The sequence below is a fragment of the Mesorhizobium sp. WSM4814 genome (assembly GCF_055811595.1).
Genome location: NZ_JBVVQT010000002.1, coordinates 12,974 through 26,506 on the forward strand (window position 1 = coordinate 12,974; position 13,533 = coordinate 26,506).

Here is a 13,533-nt window from a genome sequence, read left to right on the forward strand (position 1 = left end):
CAGACCGGCCGTAACCCCATCAGGCCGACATTTCCGAAGCGGCGTGTCAGGTTGGCGCCTTACGCCAGCCTTCCCTGCAGCACCGTCAGCCTGGCTCTCTTCGGCGCCCGCGCGACCAGCCATTCGCGTACCTGGTCCTGCGGCATCGGGAAGGCGATCGAGTAGCCCTGCACCTGGTCGCAGCCGATCGCCATCAGCGAATCGAGCTCAGCCTCGGTTTCGGCGCCCTCGGCGACGATCGAGATGCCAAGGCCGCGGGCGAGTTCGGTGATGGCACGCACGATCTTGGTGTTGTCGCCGTTCTCATTGATGTTCTGGACGAAGCGGCGATCGATCTTCAGCCTGTCGATCTCGTTCGGGTTGACGTGGCTGAGCGACGCGTAGCCGGTGCCGAAATCATCGAGTTCAAGATGGACGCCGGCGGCGCGGATGTGCCGCAGCTTTGCCGCGATGCCGGTCTTCTCGTCGTCGAGAATGACGGATTCGACGATCTCGAGCGACAGTTTTTGTGGCGGCAGCCCAGACTTTTCCAGCGCACCGAAGAGGAAGGCGTCGAAATCGGCCTCACGCAATTCGGAGCCGGAGACGTTGACGGCGAGCCGTCCGAAGGCAATGCCGGCACGGTTCCACTCCGCCGCCTCGCTGATTGCCTTGGCGATGACGATGCGGCCGATCGCCGGCATGAGTCCGCATTTCTCGGCGATGGGAATGAACTCGCCCGGTGCGATCATGCCGCGCTCGGCATGTCTCCAGCGAACCAGCGCCTCGATGCCGCCGATCGTGCCGTTCGACAACGAAACCTGTGGCTGGAAATAGACCTGGAACGTCTTCTCCGCGATAGCGATCCTGATGTCATGCTCGAGCCGCTTGCGGTAGTCGAGTTCATGCCGCAACGCCTCGGAGAAGAATGAGAGACTGCCGCCACCCTGCTTCTTGGCGGCGTGGAGCGCGAGGTCGGCGTGGACGAGCAGATCTTGCGCATTGTCGGCGTCGACCGGATAGACGGCGACGCCGGCGCTGGCGCCCGGAAGGATGGTCGCGCCCCGATAGACGATCGGTTCGTTGATCTGCGACAGGACGCGCCCGGCGACCGTGTTGATGTCCTCGGTGCCGCCGGCACCGTTGAGGATCATCACGAACTCGTCGCTGCCGAGACGCACGCAGAGATCCGACGCCCGGCAAGAATCACGCATGCGCTGCGCCGTCACCACCAGCACATAGTCGCCGGCGGCGTGCCCAAGCGTGTCGTTGATCTGCTTGAACCGGTCGAGGTCGAGGTGGACCGCCGCAAGCCGCTCCCGCCGGCGCTGCGCGCCCTTGATCAGCGTATCGAAATGGTCGGTCAGGAAGGTGCGGTTGTGCAGGCCGGTAAGGCCGTCATGCACGGCGATGAAGGCCATGGAATTGCGGGTATCGATCAGTTCACGCGTCTTGCGCAGGATGGTGTTCGACATCGGCCTGAAGATGAAAAGTGCCACCAGCACGATGACGCCGAGGGTGGAGTAGAACAGCGTTCGATGGAGAGCGAGAAGGCCCTCAGATCGCGCGTCGGCTTGGGCGCTGATGCGCTGGCCGAGTGCCGCATAGCCCGACAGGGCCGCATTGGCGACGGAAGCGTCGAGGTTGACGCGTTCGCCGCCACCCTTGTAGCCGCCATTGTCGGCCATGCCGAGTTGCGATTCAAACGCCGAAACCAGGCGTTCGCCGTTGGCGATAAGCCCGACCGAGAAGTAATCGAGATGAAACGGCTTGGCGAAAAGGACGTTCTCGACTGATTTTGGATCGACCCTTGCCGGTGACGCCGGGTCGCCGACCACGCGCTCGAGCAGAAGGTCGTAGTTCCTCTCGAAGTCGGCCGTGGCCTGTTTGAATGCGGTGACCAGAGCCGGTTGTTGATTGGGCGTAGCTGCTCCTGCCGCGTTGGCAAGGAAGACAATGCGTTGCGACAGCACCTTTTGCATGCCGACAATATCGAGCAGCGTGTCGTCGTGCCGATGGCCAGCCATCATCTGCTGGAGAAGGATGAAGGAGGCCATCACCATGGCTGCAATGATCAGCAGCGCCAGCCAATAGCCTGCCTTGATCAGCAATATGAGCTTGCCCGAAATGGTTTGCATCGGTTGCTGCGACATTTTCTGGGGCGGTCCCTCTCGCCGACAGATTGTTGGGTATGAGAACCATTGGCTTGAAAGGTTAACAGCTCCGGAAGTCGACACAGCAGCAGCGGTGGAAAGCTCGCAAAATGGTTATCGCCTTCTTTCGCGCCGCAGCTGCATTTGAACATCTGCCATTTGGCGGCATTCCGGGGCGGCATTCTGACCACTGACCGTCGGGTCACCGAAGCCGTCGCTTTTGCGGTGGATTTTTCGCCCGCGCGGGGCGACAGTCCATTCAATCTCAACAGGGCCAGATCATGAGCGCGGCATTCCTCTCCCATATCGACAGCGAGCTCCAAGGGCTGAAATCGGCCGGCCTCTACAAATCCGAGCGGGTGATCACCTCGACGCAATCGGCTAAGATCGAGGTGGGCGGCGAGAGGGTGCTGAATTTCTGCGCCAACAATTATCTTGGCCTCGCCGATAGCGCCGACTTGCGCGATGCGGCCAAGCAGGCACTCGACCGCTATGGCTACGGCATGGCGTCGGTGCGTTTCATCTGCGGCACGCAGGAAGAGCACAAGCAGCTCGAGGCGACGATTTCTGGCTTTCTCGGCATGGAGGACACGATCCTCTACGGCTCCTGCTTCGATGCTAATGGCGGGCTGTTCGAGACGCTGCTCGGCGAGGAGGATGCGGTCATTTCCGACGCGCTGAACCATGCCTCGATCATCGACGGCGTGCGGCTGTCGAAGGCGAAGCGTTTCCGTTACGCCAACAACGACATGGCCGATCTGGAAGCGCGGCTGAAGGAGGCGATGGATTGCCGTTTTCGGCTGATCGCCACCGATGGTGTATTTTCCATGGACGGCATCATCGCCAATCTGAAGGGCGTCTGCGATCTCGCCGACAAGTACGATGCAATGGTGATGGTCGACGACAGCCACGCAGTCGGCTTCGTCGGCAGGAACGGGCGCGGCTCGGCCGAGCATTGCGGCGTCGAGGGCAGGGTGGACATCATCACCGGCACGCTCGGCAAGGCATTGGGCGGCGCGTCGGGCGGCTACACATCGGGCAAGAGCCAGGTGGTCGACTGGCTGCGCCAGCGCTCGCGTCCCTATCTATTTTCCAACACGCTGATGCCGGCGATCGCCGGCGCCTCGATCCGGGTTTTCGAACTGATCCAAAATGGCGATGCGCTGCGCCAGCGCCTCTATGCCAATGCGGCGCGGTTCCGGTCTGAAATGGGTAAGCTCGGCTTTACGCTGGCCGGCGCCGATCATCCGATCGTTCCGGTCATGCTCGGCGATGCGACGCTGGCGCAGGAGATGGCGGCGCGCATGCTGCAGCGCGGCATCTATGTTATCGGCTTCTCGTTTCCGGTGGTACCGAAGGGCCAGGCGCGCATCCGCACGCAAATGTCGGCCGCCCATTCCAGCGCCGACATCGACCGGGCGGTGGCTGCGTTCGGCGCGGTCGGGCGCGAACTTGGTGTGATTTCCTGAACGGCCGGAACCGAAAAGCGATTCCGGATCAAGAGTTTCAAGGGACAAAAGAATGTCGAACATGATGAAGGCGCTGGTCAAGGCCAAGGCCGAGCCGGGCATCTGGATGGAAGAAGTGCCGGTGCCGGAAATCGGCCCGAACGACGTTCTGATCAAGATCAGGAAGACCGCGATCTGCGGTACCGACGTCCACATCTACAATTGGGACCAGTGGGCGCAGAAGACCGTGCCGGTGCCGATGGTGACCGGCCACGAATTCGTCGGCACCGTCGCCGACTTCGGCGCGGCGGTCACCGAATACAAGATCGGCCAGCGTGTTTCGGGCGAAGGCCACATCGTCTGCGGCCATTGCCGCAATTGCCGGGCGGGCAGGGGGCATCTGTGCCGCAACACGCTCGGCGTCGGCGTCAACCGGCCGGGCGCCTTCGGTGAATATCTGGCGATCCCGCAGCACAACGTCGTGCCGATCCCCGACGACGTGCCCGACGAGATCGCCGCAATCTTCGATCCGCTGGGCAATGCGGTTCACACCGCACTGTCCTTTGATCTGGTCGGCGAGGACGTGCTGGTCACCGGCGCCGGGCCGATCGGCATCATGGGTGCGCTGGTGGCGCAGTGCGTCGGCGCGCGAAAGGTGGTCATCACCGACATCAACCCGGTGCGGCTGGCGCTGGCGAAAAAACTCGGCGTCCAGCATGTGGTCGACGCGTCGAAGGAAAAGCTGCGCGATATCATGCCGGCGCTCGGCATGACCGAAGGTTTTGACGTCGGCCTCGAAATGTCGGGTGCCGCACCCGCCTTCCGCGACATGATCGACACCATGAACAATGGCGGCAAGATCGCCATTCTGGGCATCGCGCCGACCGGCTTCGAGATCGACTGGAACAAGGTCATCTTCAAGATGCTGCATCTCAAGGGCATCTATGGCCGCGAGATATTCGAGACCTGGTACAAGATGATCGCGCTGGTGCAGGGTCCGCTCGATGTCAGTGGGCTGATCACCCACCGCATCGGCGTGGACGACTTCCAGACCGGGTTCGATGCGATGAAGAGCGGCAATTCCGGCAAGGTGGTGATGGATTGGTGAGATGTTGGCCGGGTGCCGTTCCGGAAACGTTGGAGGGGTGGGAATGATCGCTGCGTAGCAGTTTCATAGCTGCGTCGTTGATCTATCCAATGCCCCCTTAAGTGCCGCCATCCCTTCCGTGACCGCCGCTCGCTCGCTCGCGGTCAGCCTTCCCAGCAAGTCCCGCTCGAACGCTTTTGCCAACGGCACCATCTCGCGATAGGCGGCAAGGCCCGCTCCGGTCAGCGTCAGATGCTCGACACGGCGGTCTTTTTCATCAGGTTTTCGCGTCAGCCAGCGGCGTTGTTCGAGCTCGGCGACGGCGCGCGAAACCTTGGTCTTATGCATGGCCGACTGTTCGCCGAGCGCTGTTGCCGTCATCGTGCCGTGCTGGCCGAGACCGGCCAGCGTGCGCCATTCGGGCCGCGTCAGGCCGTGGCGGTCCTTGTAAACCCTGGAAAATTCGCGGCTGACAGCATCGGCAAGGCGATAGAGCCGGTAGGGCAGGAAGCTTTCGAGTTCGAGGGTGTCAGCCTCCATGGTCTGCTCCATCACGATTGATAGTTACATTTTCAATGGTTACAAACGAAACCAATTTGGTCAATCCAGGGAGGATGCCATGGCCTTTTCCTACATGCCGGGGTTCGGCAACGACTTCGAAACCGAGACTTTGCCCGGTTCGCTGCCGCAAGGGCGGAATTCGCCGCAGCGGCCGGCCTACGGCCTTTATGCCGAGCAGCTTTCGGGCTCGCCCTTCACCGCGCCGCGCGGCACCAACGAGCGTTCCTGGCTTTATCGCATCAGGCCGAGCGTCAGGCACACCGGCCGCTTCAAGGCGGCGAATTATCCGCTGTGGAAAAGCGCGCCGAATGTCGGCGATCACGAACTTGCGCTTGGCCAGTACCGCTGGAGCCCGGTGCCGATGCCGAAGGAACCGACCGACTTCATTGCCGGCATGCGCTCGATCTCCACCGCCGGCGACGTGCTCGGCCAGACCGGCATGGCCGCCCATGTCTACGTTGCCAACCGCTCGATGGCCGACGACCATTTCTTCAACGCCGACGGCGAGTTGCTTATCGTGCCGCAAGTGGGGGCGCTGCGCTTCGTCACCGAGATGGGCGTCATCGAATTGCGACCGGGCGAGATCGCCGTGCTGCCGCGCGGCCTCGTGTTCAAGGTCGAACTGGTCGATGAAACAGTGCGCGGCTATGTCTGCGAGAACTACGGCGCCAAGCTGACGTTGCCGGATCGTGGCCCGATCGGCGCCAATTGCCTGGCCAATCCGCGCGATTTCAAGACGCCTTGCGCCTGGTTCGAGGACAAGGAGACGCCGTGCCGGCTGATCGTGAAATGGTGCGGGCAGTTTCACGTCACTGAACTCGATCATTCGCCGCTGGATGTGGTGGCGTGGCACGGCAACTACTCGCCCTACAAATATGATCTTGCAACGTTTTCGCCGGTCGGCGCGATCCTGTTCGACCATCCCGATCCGTCGATCTTCACGGTGCTGACCGCGCCGAGCGGCGAAGAGGGCACCGCCAACATCGACTTCGTCATCTTCCCGCCGCGCTGGCTGGTGGCCGAAAACACGTTTCGCCCGCCCTGGTATCACCGCAACATCATGAGCGAGTTCATGGGCCTGATCCACGGCCAGTACGACGCCAAGGAAGAGGGTTTCGTTCCCGGTGGCATCAGCCTGCACAATCTGATGCTGGCCCACGGGCCTGACGCAACAGGTTTTGAAAAAGCCTTCCACGCGGATCTGAAACCGGTCAAGCTCGACAACACCATGGCCTTCATGTTCGAGACGCGATTCCCACAGATGCTGACCCGCTACGCCGCCGAGGTTGAAACCCGGCAGGACAATTACATCGACTGCTGGGCCGATCTGAAGAAGCGCTTCAACGGCACGCCCGAGGGCGACTGGTCTTGAGCGCTGATCCAATGCGGGATCGGCTGGTGCTGCTAGGCTCGAAGGGCGGCCCGGCGCTCCGGCCGGGCGGGCCGTGGCCGAGTTCGTCGCTGCTGAAATTCGGCGGGCGTACCATCGTCGTGGATTGCGGGCTTGGCGTGACGCACGGGCTGGCCGAGACCGGCATCAGCCTGAAGTCGCTCGACCTGGTCTTCATCACGCATCTGCATTCCGACCATGTGCTGGAACTCGGTCCGCTGATCCACACCGCCTGGACGGCGGGTCTGGCGACACCGGTCACCGTGTTCGGCCCGCCCGGCACCGGCCATTACTGGCAGTGCTTTTGCCAGGCGATGGAATTCGACATCGAGATACGCATAGTCGACGAAGGCCGGCCTGATATCGCAGATTTGGTTTCGATCATCGAGTTCTGCGAAGGCCGGGTGATGGAGGAGCGCGGCCTGAAGGTTTTGGCGCTACGCGTCGACCATCCGCCGGTGAACGACTGCTTTGCGCTGCGCTTCGAGCATGCCGGACAGAGCGTGGTGTTTTCCGCCGATACGGCGTTCTTTCCGCCATTGGCGGATTTCGCCAAAGGCGCCGACATTCTCGTCCATGAAGCCATGCTGGAAGACGGCATCGAGCGGCTCGTCGCGAAAACCGGCAATGGCGCGCGGCTGAGGGAGCATCTGCTCGCCAGCCATAGTTTTGCTGAGGAGGCGGGGCGCATCGCCAGTGATGCAGGAGCCAAAAGACTGGTGCTCAACCACCTCATCCCGGCCGATGATCCCGAGATCGGCGAGGCCGACTGGATCGCCGCCGTCAGGAAAACATGGGCCGGAGACTTGACGATCGCCCGCGACGGCCTTGTTGTGGGACTGGAGCATGATCCCGAACCGAAGGACCGCGTTAGCGAAAAGTGAGAACCGGTTTTCGGAAGAGATCATAAGAACAAAATTCAAGCGGCACCAAAGCCGCATCAGGAGAGGAAACCGCATGAAGCTTGCCACATTGAAGGACGGGACGCGCGACGGAAAGCTGGTCGTCGTCTCGCGCGACCTGACGCGGTTCACCGATGCCTCGTTTCTGGTGCCGACGCTGCAGTCGGCGCTCGACGACTGGAACCGGATCGCGCCGCATCTGGCGACAATAGCGGAATCGCTGGAGAACAATGCGGTGCCGTCAGCGCGCTTTCACGAGCATGATGCCCATTCGCCGTTACCGCGCGCCTACCAGTGGGCCGATGGCTCTGCCTATGTGAATCATGTCGAACTGGTGCGGAAGGCGCGCGGTGCCGAGATGCCGGCAAGCTTCTGGACCGATCCGCTGATCTACCAGGGTGGTTCGGACAGTTTCATCGCGCCGCGTGATCCGATCCGCACGGTCGAAGAGGCTCTTGGCGTCGACATGGAAGGGGAAGTCGCTGTCGTCGTCGACGATGTGCCGATAGGCGCAAGCCTCGATGCGGCAAGAGCCGCGATCCGGCTGGTCATGCTGGTCAATGACGTCACGCTGCGCTCCCTCACCGCGCCAGAGCTTGCCAAGGGCTTCGGCTTCTTCCAATCAAAGCCGTCCTCGGCGTTTTCGCCCGTCGCGGTGACGCCGGACGAACTTGGCGAGGCCTGGGATGGCGGCAGGGTCAACCTGCCGCTGCTGGTCGATCTCAACGGCAAGCCGTTTGGCCGCGCCAACGCCGGCGTGGACATGACATTCGATTTTCCGGCGCTGATTGTGCATGCCGCGAAAACCCGGCCGCTGGCCGCCGGCACCATCATCGGTTCGGGCACGGTCTCCAACAAGCTCGACGGCGGGCCTGGCAAGCCTGTCTCGGCGGGCGGCGCCGGCTATTCCTGCATAGCCGAGTTGCGCATGATCGAGACCATCGAGGGCGGCGAACCGACAACCCCGTTCCTGGGCCTTGGCGACATTGTGCGCATCGAGATGAAGGACAGGATCGGACATTCGATTTTTGGTGCGATCGAGCAGAAGGTCGAGAAATACGGAGAATGACAGGCGAGACTGTCTATCTTCTTTGCGGTGTCTGGGCTCTTCTCATGCTGGCGATCTTCATCCAGGCGGTCCGGCTGAGCTATCGCATCGAGGCGCGCTCGCCCGGGCTTACCAACCGCAGCGGCTTTCCGCGCAACGCGATGATTTTCCACACGGTGACCAACACGAACGTCGCGCGGGACGAGGAGACGCAAGCCATGCGCCGGCGCATGAACCGGCTGCTGCTGATCGTTCTCGCCGGATTCGCACTTCTCTGGGCGGGCGTATCCTTGGTCCAGTCAGCGGAGTGATCTAGCTTAATCGTTCCAAACGCGGGGGGACCCAAGATGCCTTACACCGCTGCTTACCTTTGGTTCGTGGGAATTTGTAGCATCGCTACTGCCTGGCTTTTGATTTCGGCGATCCGTCTCTGCCGCCAGATCGAGGATCGATCTGAAAGACTGCGTAACTTCAGTAGCGTGGCGCGTCTGCCGAAGCTTGTTAACGTCGCTATAAATCGGGACGTTGCGAGCGATGTTGAAACGCAAGCGCTACGCCGTCGTATGATCGCTCGTCTGCTAGCCATAGGGGCTATCGGTATCGCTGTGAAATTGATTGCCTGGACTGGTGTGTGACGTGGACCTGCTCGACCATCTGCGCCGCATGGCGCGCAACAATCTCTGGTCGAACGACCGGCTGTATAGCGCTGTGCTGCAGCTTGAGCCCGGCGAATTCGAAGCCAAGCGAACCAGCTTCTTTCCGTCCATCAAGGCAACGCTCAACCACATCCTCGCGGTCGATCATCTCTACCTCGATTTTCTCGAAGAGGGCGGCGTTGGCGCCGCGGCCCATGACGATTTCGTGCCGTTCGATGAACCACAAGCGCTGTTTGACGCCCAGGGCGCATCCGACCGGCGATTGATCGCCTTTTGCGATCATTTGTCGGCGGCCGATCTCGACCGCCATGTCATCACCGACCGGCGCGAGGACGGAAAAATACCGGAGCGCATCGGCGATCTGCTCGCCCATCTCTTCATCCATGGGATCCATCATCGCGGCCAGGTGCATGCGATGATGTCCGGCACCTCGGTAAAGCCGCCGCAACTCGATGAGTTTTTGCTCAACTATGATTTGAAGTTGAGAAAGGCGGAGGTTGAGCGGCTGAATCTGTGATCAGACCAACGCAACGTCATAGGCTGAAAAATGCCGATCCGCAGTGACCAACGTCAGGCCTTCAATTTTAGCCTGTGCGATGAGCAGACGGTCGAAAGGATCGTGGTGATGGAGCGGCAAATGCTCAAGCCTCGCCGCGTGTAGTTCATTCACACTGAGGATCGGAATGCCGTTCGATCGCAAGATTTCCACTATGTTGCCTGTGAGCGTGACTTTGCCGAGCGATTTCTTGATGGCGATCTCTGCTACCGAAACGGCGCTGACAACCACATCCTCGCCCGCAAGAAAGATGTCGCGATGGTGGTCCGAAAGGCGCGAGTCTGCGTTCAGTACCCAAAGCAGAATATGAGTATCCACCAGATATTGGTGGCTCATTTAATGTACTCGTCCCATTCGGGACTGAGTTCATCAAAATCATCCGATATCCGAATTTGGCCTTTCAGGGCTCCAAAAAGGCCCTTGCTCCCGCCAGCCCGGGCGGGAGCGCTCAAGGTTGCCACAACCTCGCCATGCCGCGTCAGATGGATCTCTTCACCGGCCTGCGCACGTTTCACCAACTCGGAGAGTTGGGCCTTCGCTTTTGCCATCGGAACATTCATGGTCAGACCTCTTATGACCAGAATTTAGGTCATAATTGATCGAACCGCAAGGAATTTGAAGGCGCACCTCACTCCGCCGCCTGCACCTTCAGCACCCCGCGCTTGATCTGGTCCTGCTCGATCGATTCGAACAGCGCACGGAAATTGCCCTCGCCAAAACCTTCGTCGCCCTTCCTCTGGATGAATTCGAAGAAGATCGGGCCGATTACGGTTTTCGAGAAGATCTGCAGCAGGATCTTGGTCGTGCCGCCGTCAACCACGCCTTCGCCGTCGATCAGGATGCCGTGCTTTTTCATCCTCTCGATCGGCTCGTCATGGCCGTGCACGCGGGCATGAGACATCTCGTAATAGGTTTCCGGCGGGCCGGGCATGAACTTCAGCCCGTTGGCTGCCAGCCTGTCGGTGGCGCCGTAGATCTCGTCCGTGCCGACGGCGATGTGCTGGATACCTTCGCCATTGTACTTCTTCAGATATTCGGCGATCTGGCTGGTCTCGTCCTTGGACTCGTTGAGCGGGATGCGGATCTTGCCGCAGGGCGAGGTGATCGCGCGGCTGACCAGGCCGGTGATCTTGCCGTCGATGTCGAAGAAATGGATCTGCTTGAAGCCGAACAGGTCACGATAGAAATCCCACCATTTGTCCATATTGCCGCGATAGACATTGTGGGTGAGGTGGTCGAGATAATAGAAGCCGACGCCTTCCGGCTTCGGGTCGCGCTCGCCCAGCCAGTCGAATTCGGCTTCGTAGGCCGAGCCTTTGTCGCCGTAGACCTCGATGAAATAAAGCAGCGAGCCGCCAATGCCTGATATCGCCGGCACATTGAGCGCCTTGTCGACGCCTTCATAGGGTGTGGCGCCCTCGGCGACAGCATGGTCGAACGCGTGCTTGGCATCGACCACCCGCCAGGCCATCGAGGACGCGCAGGGGCCGTGCTTGTCGACGAATTTCATCGCATGGGAGCCGGGTTCGGCATTGACGACATAGTTGATGTCGCCCTGCCGCCAGACGGTGATGTTCTTGGTGCGGTGCTTGGCTACCGGTACATAGCCCATGCGGGTAAAAAGCTCGGCGAGCTTTTCCGGTTCGGGATGCGCGAACTCGACGAATTCGAAGCCGTCGGTGCCGGCGGGATTGGCCTTGCTGATCGTTGCGGGCGGCGCATCGTGCGGGAAGGGACCCATGGTGTTGTCCTCCAAAAGCTGCTTGGCCGCAAAGGGCCATTTTGACGCTACTATAGCGCGGAGCAGGCGCATGGTGCTTGCATTCAAACGCTTTAAACGAATAGATCATGCGGGAATTGTGCATGGTGGATGAAAAAATCATGGATGAGGCGCGCATAGACCAGTTTGACCGCAAGATAATGGCTCTCTTGCAGGGCGACGCACGGCTGACCAACAACGATTTGTCGGAACGGGTGAACCTGTCGGCGTCGCAATGTTCGCGCCGCCGCCAGAGGCTGGAGGAGGACGGCTATATCAGGGGCTATCGCGCGGTGCTCGACCGCGACAAGCTCGGCTTCTCACTGGTCAACGTCATCTCGGTGACGCTCGCCACCCACAACCGTGACAATGCGCGGCGCTTCGGCGAGTTGGTGGCGCGGCTGCCGGAAGTGCAGGAGGCGCACGCGCTGACCGGCGAGATGGATTACATCCTGAAAGTGGTGACGCCCGACCTGAAATCGCTTTCGGAATTCGTCAACGGCGTGCTCCTGCCGCACGAATCCGTGCAGCATGTGAAGACGGCGATCGTGCTGGAAACGCTGAAGGAAACCGGCGCGCTGCCGATTTAGCCCTTCGACTGCTGGATCAGCCCAAAAAGGTTGGTGCAGCGTGCGCCGGAACGGCAATAGGCGAACACCGGGCCTTCGAGAGCATCGAGCGCCTCAGCCTGGTCCTCGACATTTTGGGCGGTGATCTGGCCGCTGATGACCGGGATGTAGCGAAAGGTAAGCCCGGCGGCTTCGACTGCCGCTTTGACGGTGTCCGCCGAAGGCTGGCCGGGCTGCTCGTCATCAGGCCGGTTGCAGATGACGCTCTTGAAGCCGGCGGCCTTGATGGCGGCGACTTCTTCGGGCTGGATCTGGCCGGAGACCGAATAGTCCTCGGTGATCTGACGATATTCCATGTTTCCTCGCAAAACTGGTTTGGCCGCAGTCTTAAGACTCCCCGACGAGATCGGCAATCCGCGCAGAATGAAATCCCACTGCGCAGATAGTTATTTTCGACGGAGAATCCAACCGAGCCGACGCGGCCCGGCTGGCTAGGAATGCATCAGCTTCCGAGGATCGCGCCTTTGATCTGGGCGATGTTGTTGTGCATCAGGTCGATATAGGTCGAGGCCGGGCCGTCGGGTTGCGACAGCGCATCCGAATAAAGCGTGCCGCCAACCTTGGTGCCGGTCTCGCTGGCGATCTGCTCGATCAGCCGCGCGTTGGCGATGTTCTCGATGAAGACCGCCGCCGCCTTGTCCTGCTTCACCTGGCTGACCAGCTTGGCGACGTCGGCAGCGGACGGCTCCGACTCGGTCGACACCCCCTCGGGCGCCAGGAAGGTGAGGCCATAGGCCTTCTCGAAATAGCCGAAGGCGTCATGCGAGGTGATGACGACGCGTTTCTCCTTCGGGATCGACTGGATCGCCGTCTGAACTTCGCCCTCAAGCACGTCGAGTTTCTCGGTATAGGCGGCGGCATTGGCCTTGTAGCTGTCGCAACCCTCGGCGTCGGCGGTGCAGAAGGCGTCGGCGATGTTCTTCACATAGATCTTGGCATTGGCGACCGATTGGAAGGCATGCGGATCGGTATCTTCGGCATCGGCATCGGCGAATTCGGGTTTGAAGTTGATCGGCGTGACACCCTTGGTCAAAACGGCGATCGTCGCCTTGGTGGCGCTGGCGTCGACCAGGCGCTGCAAGAAGCCTTCGAAATGCAGGCCGTTGACCAGCACCACATCCGCACCCGCCATCGCCACCGCGTCAGCCGGGCTCGGCTCGTAGACATGGGCATCGCCATCCGGCCCGACGATGGTGGTCAGGTTGATCCGGTCGCCGCCGACATTTTTCGCGAAATCGGCAATGATCGTGAAGCTGGCGACCACTTTCAACGGCTCCGCGAGGGCCGACGACGCGCCAAAGGCTGACAATGTCATAACGCCCACTGCCAGGGCGGCGCGGATCGATTTCAGCATGGACAGCACTC

16 protein-coding genes are annotated in these 13,533 nt (G+C 61.0%); 9 read left to right on the forward strand and 7 right to left on the reverse strand.

Annotation, left to right across the window (positions count from 1 at the left end):
• Positions 1 to 59: 59 nt before the first annotated feature.
• Positions 60 to 2,132, reverse strand: coding sequence for a putative bifunctional diguanylate cyclase/phosphodiesterase (locus tag AC0L2V_RS03305; protein ID WP_473519428.1), 2,073 nt, complete (start codon positions 2,130 to 2,132; stop codon positions 60 to 62).
• Between the two features lie 281 nt (positions 2,133 to 2,413).
• Here AC0L2V_RS03305 and AC0L2V_RS03310 point away from each other — a divergent pair, with 281 nt between their 5' ends.
• Together AC0L2V_RS03310 and tdh are read left to right on the forward strand one after the other, a co-directional pair.
• Positions 2,414 to 3,601, forward strand: coding sequence for a glycine C-acetyltransferase (locus AC0L2V_RS03310; protein ID WP_473519429.1), 1,188 nt, complete (start codon positions 2,414 to 2,416; stop codon positions 3,599 to 3,601).
• 52 nt (positions 3,602 to 3,653) lie between these two features.
• Positions 3,654 to 4,688, forward strand: a complete 1,035-nt coding sequence (gene tdh, locus AC0L2V_RS03315) for an L-threonine 3-dehydrogenase (protein ID WP_473519430.1) — start codon at positions 3,654 to 3,656, stop codon at positions 4,686 to 4,688.
• A 63-nt stretch (positions 4,689 to 4,751) separates the two neighbouring features.
• Here the strand turns inward: tdh and AC0L2V_RS03320 are convergent, their stop codons facing one another.
• Complete coding sequence (locus AC0L2V_RS03320) at positions 4,752 to 5,207, reverse strand: MarR family winged helix-turn-helix transcriptional regulator (RefSeq protein WP_473495239.1); 456 nt, start codon at positions 5,205 to 5,207, stop codon at positions 4,752 to 4,754.
• A 79-nt stretch (positions 5,208 to 5,286) separates the two neighbouring features.
• On the opposite strand from AC0L2V_RS03320, the gene hmgA reads away from it, so the two are divergent.
• The 6 genes from hmgA to AC0L2V_RS03350 all read left to right on the forward strand — a co-directional run bounded on the left by hmgA (position 5,287) and on the right by AC0L2V_RS03350 (position 9,741).
• On the forward strand, positions 5,287 to 6,600 hold the full coding sequence (hmgA, locus tag AC0L2V_RS03325; RefSeq protein WP_473519431.1) for a homogentisate 1,2-dioxygenase: 1,314 nt from the start codon (positions 5,287 to 5,289) through the stop codon (positions 6,598 to 6,600).
• A gap of 11 nt (positions 6,601 to 6,611) precedes the next feature.
• Positions 6,612 to 7,502 (forward strand): MBL fold metallo-hydrolase, encoded by an 891-nt coding sequence (locus AC0L2V_RS03330; RefSeq protein ID WP_473519690.1) that lies wholly within the window; start codon positions 6,612 to 6,614, stop codon positions 7,500 to 7,502.
• Positions 7,503 to 7,575: 73 nt separating this feature from the next.
• Positions 7,576 to 8,589 (forward strand): fumarylacetoacetate hydrolase family protein, encoded by a 1,014-nt coding sequence (locus tag AC0L2V_RS03335; protein ID WP_473519432.1) that lies wholly within the window; start codon positions 7,576 to 7,578, stop codon positions 8,587 to 8,589.
• Positions 8,586 to 8,879 carry a hypothetical protein gene (locus tag AC0L2V_RS03340; RefSeq protein WP_287329494.1) on the forward strand — a complete coding sequence of 98 codons (294 nt, stop codon included), beginning with the start codon at positions 8,586 to 8,588 and terminating at the stop codon, positions 8,877 to 8,879. The genes AC0L2V_RS03335 and AC0L2V_RS03340 overlap by 4 nt, the downstream gene beginning before the upstream one ends.
• A gap of 36 nt (positions 8,880 to 8,915) precedes the next feature.
• On the forward strand, positions 8,916 to 9,203 hold the full coding sequence (locus AC0L2V_RS03345) for a hypothetical protein (RefSeq protein WP_473519433.1): 288 nt from the start codon (positions 8,916 to 8,918) through the stop codon (positions 9,201 to 9,203).
• Between the two features lies 1 nt (position 9,204).
• Positions 9,205 to 9,741, forward strand: a complete 537-nt coding sequence (locus AC0L2V_RS03350; protein ID WP_473519434.1) for a DinB family protein — start codon at positions 9,205 to 9,207, stop codon at positions 9,739 to 9,741.
• Here AC0L2V_RS03350 and AC0L2V_RS03355 read toward each other — a convergent pair whose 3' ends face one another.
• From AC0L2V_RS03355 to hppD, 3 genes are all read right to left on the reverse strand, one after another.
• Positions 9,742 to 10,116 (reverse strand): type II toxin-antitoxin system VapC family toxin, encoded by a 375-nt coding sequence (locus tag AC0L2V_RS03355; RefSeq protein WP_473519435.1) that lies wholly within the window; start codon positions 10,114 to 10,116, stop codon positions 9,742 to 9,744.
• A complete protein-coding gene (locus AC0L2V_RS03360; protein ID WP_473519436.1) occupies positions 10,113 to 10,328 on the reverse strand; it encodes a type II toxin-antitoxin system Phd/YefM family antitoxin in 216 nt (71 codons plus the stop codon). The genes AC0L2V_RS03355 and AC0L2V_RS03360 overlap by 4 nt, the downstream gene beginning before the upstream one ends.
• An 80-nt stretch (positions 10,329 to 10,408) precedes the next feature.
• Positions 10,409 to 11,521 carry a 4-hydroxyphenylpyruvate dioxygenase gene (hppD, locus tag AC0L2V_RS03365; protein WP_473519437.1) on the reverse strand — a complete coding sequence of 371 codons (1,113 nt, stop codon included), beginning with the start codon at positions 11,519 to 11,521 and terminating at the stop codon, positions 10,409 to 10,411.
• Between the two features lie 140 nt (positions 11,522 to 11,661).
• Here hppD and AC0L2V_RS03370 point away from each other — a divergent pair, with 140 nt between their 5' ends.
• Positions 11,662 to 12,129, forward strand: coding sequence for an Lrp/AsnC family transcriptional regulator (locus tag AC0L2V_RS03370; protein ID WP_027153898.1), 468 nt, complete (start codon positions 11,662 to 11,664; stop codon positions 12,127 to 12,129).
• Here the strand turns inward: AC0L2V_RS03370 and AC0L2V_RS03375 are convergent.
• Positions 12,126 to 12,464, reverse strand: coding sequence for a protein tyrosine phosphatase family protein (locus tag AC0L2V_RS03375; RefSeq protein ID WP_473519438.1), 339 nt, complete (start codon positions 12,462 to 12,464; stop codon positions 12,126 to 12,128). The two genes, AC0L2V_RS03370 and AC0L2V_RS03375, sit on opposite strands and share 4 nt — an antisense overlap.
• 146 nt (positions 12,465 to 12,610) lie before the next feature.
• Entirely contained in the window at positions 12,611 to 13,522 is a 912-nt protein-coding gene (gene aztC, locus AC0L2V_RS03380; RefSeq protein WP_473519439.1) for a zinc ABC transporter substrate-binding protein AztC, read from the reverse strand.
• Between the last annotated feature and the right edge of the window lie 11 nt (positions 13,523 to 13,533).

Excerpts from the sequence above, each read along its gene's own strand:
- AC0L2V_RS03375 (WP_473519438.1), bottom strand. The coding sequence starts at position 12,464 with ATGGAATATCGTCAGATCACCGAGGACTATTCGGTCTCCGGCCAGATC.
- AC0L2V_RS03360 (WP_473519436.1), bottom strand. The coding sequence starts at position 10,328 with ATGGCAAAAGCGAAGGCCCAACTCTCCGAGTTGGTGAAACGTGCGCAG.
- AC0L2V_RS03320 (WP_473495239.1), bottom strand. The coding sequence starts at position 5,207 with ATGGAGGCTGACACCCTCGAACTCGAAAGCTTCCTGCCCTACCGGCTC.
- tdh (WP_473519430.1), top strand. The coding sequence starts at position 3,654 with ATGTCGAACATGATGAAGGCGCTGGTCAAGGCCAAGGCCGAGCCGGGC.
- AC0L2V_RS03330 (WP_473519690.1), top strand. The coding sequence starts at position 6,612 with ATGCGGGATCGGCTGGTGCTGCTAGGCTCGAAGGGCGGCCCGGCGCTC.
- hppD (WP_473519437.1), bottom strand. The coding sequence starts at position 11,521 with ATGGGTCCCTTCCCGCACGATGCGCCGCCCGCAACGATCAGCAAGGCC.
- aztC (WP_473519439.1), bottom strand. The coding sequence starts at position 13,522 with ATGCTGAAATCGATCCGCGCCGCCCTGGCAGTGGGCGTTATGACATTG.
- AC0L2V_RS03370 (WP_027153898.1), top strand. The coding sequence starts at position 11,662 with ATGGATGAGGCGCGCATAGACCAGTTTGACCGCAAGATAATGGCTCTC.
- AC0L2V_RS03345 (WP_473519433.1), top strand. The coding sequence starts at position 8,916 with ATGCCTTACACCGCTGCTTACCTTTGGTTCGTGGGAATTTGTAGCATC.
- AC0L2V_RS03340 (WP_287329494.1), top strand. The coding sequence starts at position 8,586 with ATGACAGGCGAGACTGTCTATCTTCTTTGCGGTGTCTGGGCTCTTCTC.
- AC0L2V_RS03310 (WP_473519429.1), top strand. The coding sequence starts at position 2,414 with ATGAGCGCGGCATTCCTCTCCCATATCGACAGCGAGCTCCAAGGGCTG.
- hmgA (WP_473519431.1), top strand. The coding sequence starts at position 5,287 with ATGGCCTTTTCCTACATGCCGGGGTTCGGCAACGACTTCGAAACCGAG.
- AC0L2V_RS03335 (WP_473519432.1), top strand. The coding sequence starts at position 7,576 with ATGAAGCTTGCCACATTGAAGGACGGGACGCGCGACGGAAAGCTGGTC.
- AC0L2V_RS03305 (WP_473519428.1), bottom strand. The coding sequence starts at position 2,132 with ATGTCGCAGCAACCGATGCAAACCATTTCGGGCAAGCTCATATTGCTG.
- AC0L2V_RS03355 (WP_473519435.1), bottom strand. The coding sequence starts at position 10,116 with ATGAGCCACCAATATCTGGTGGATACTCATATTCTGCTTTGGGTACTG.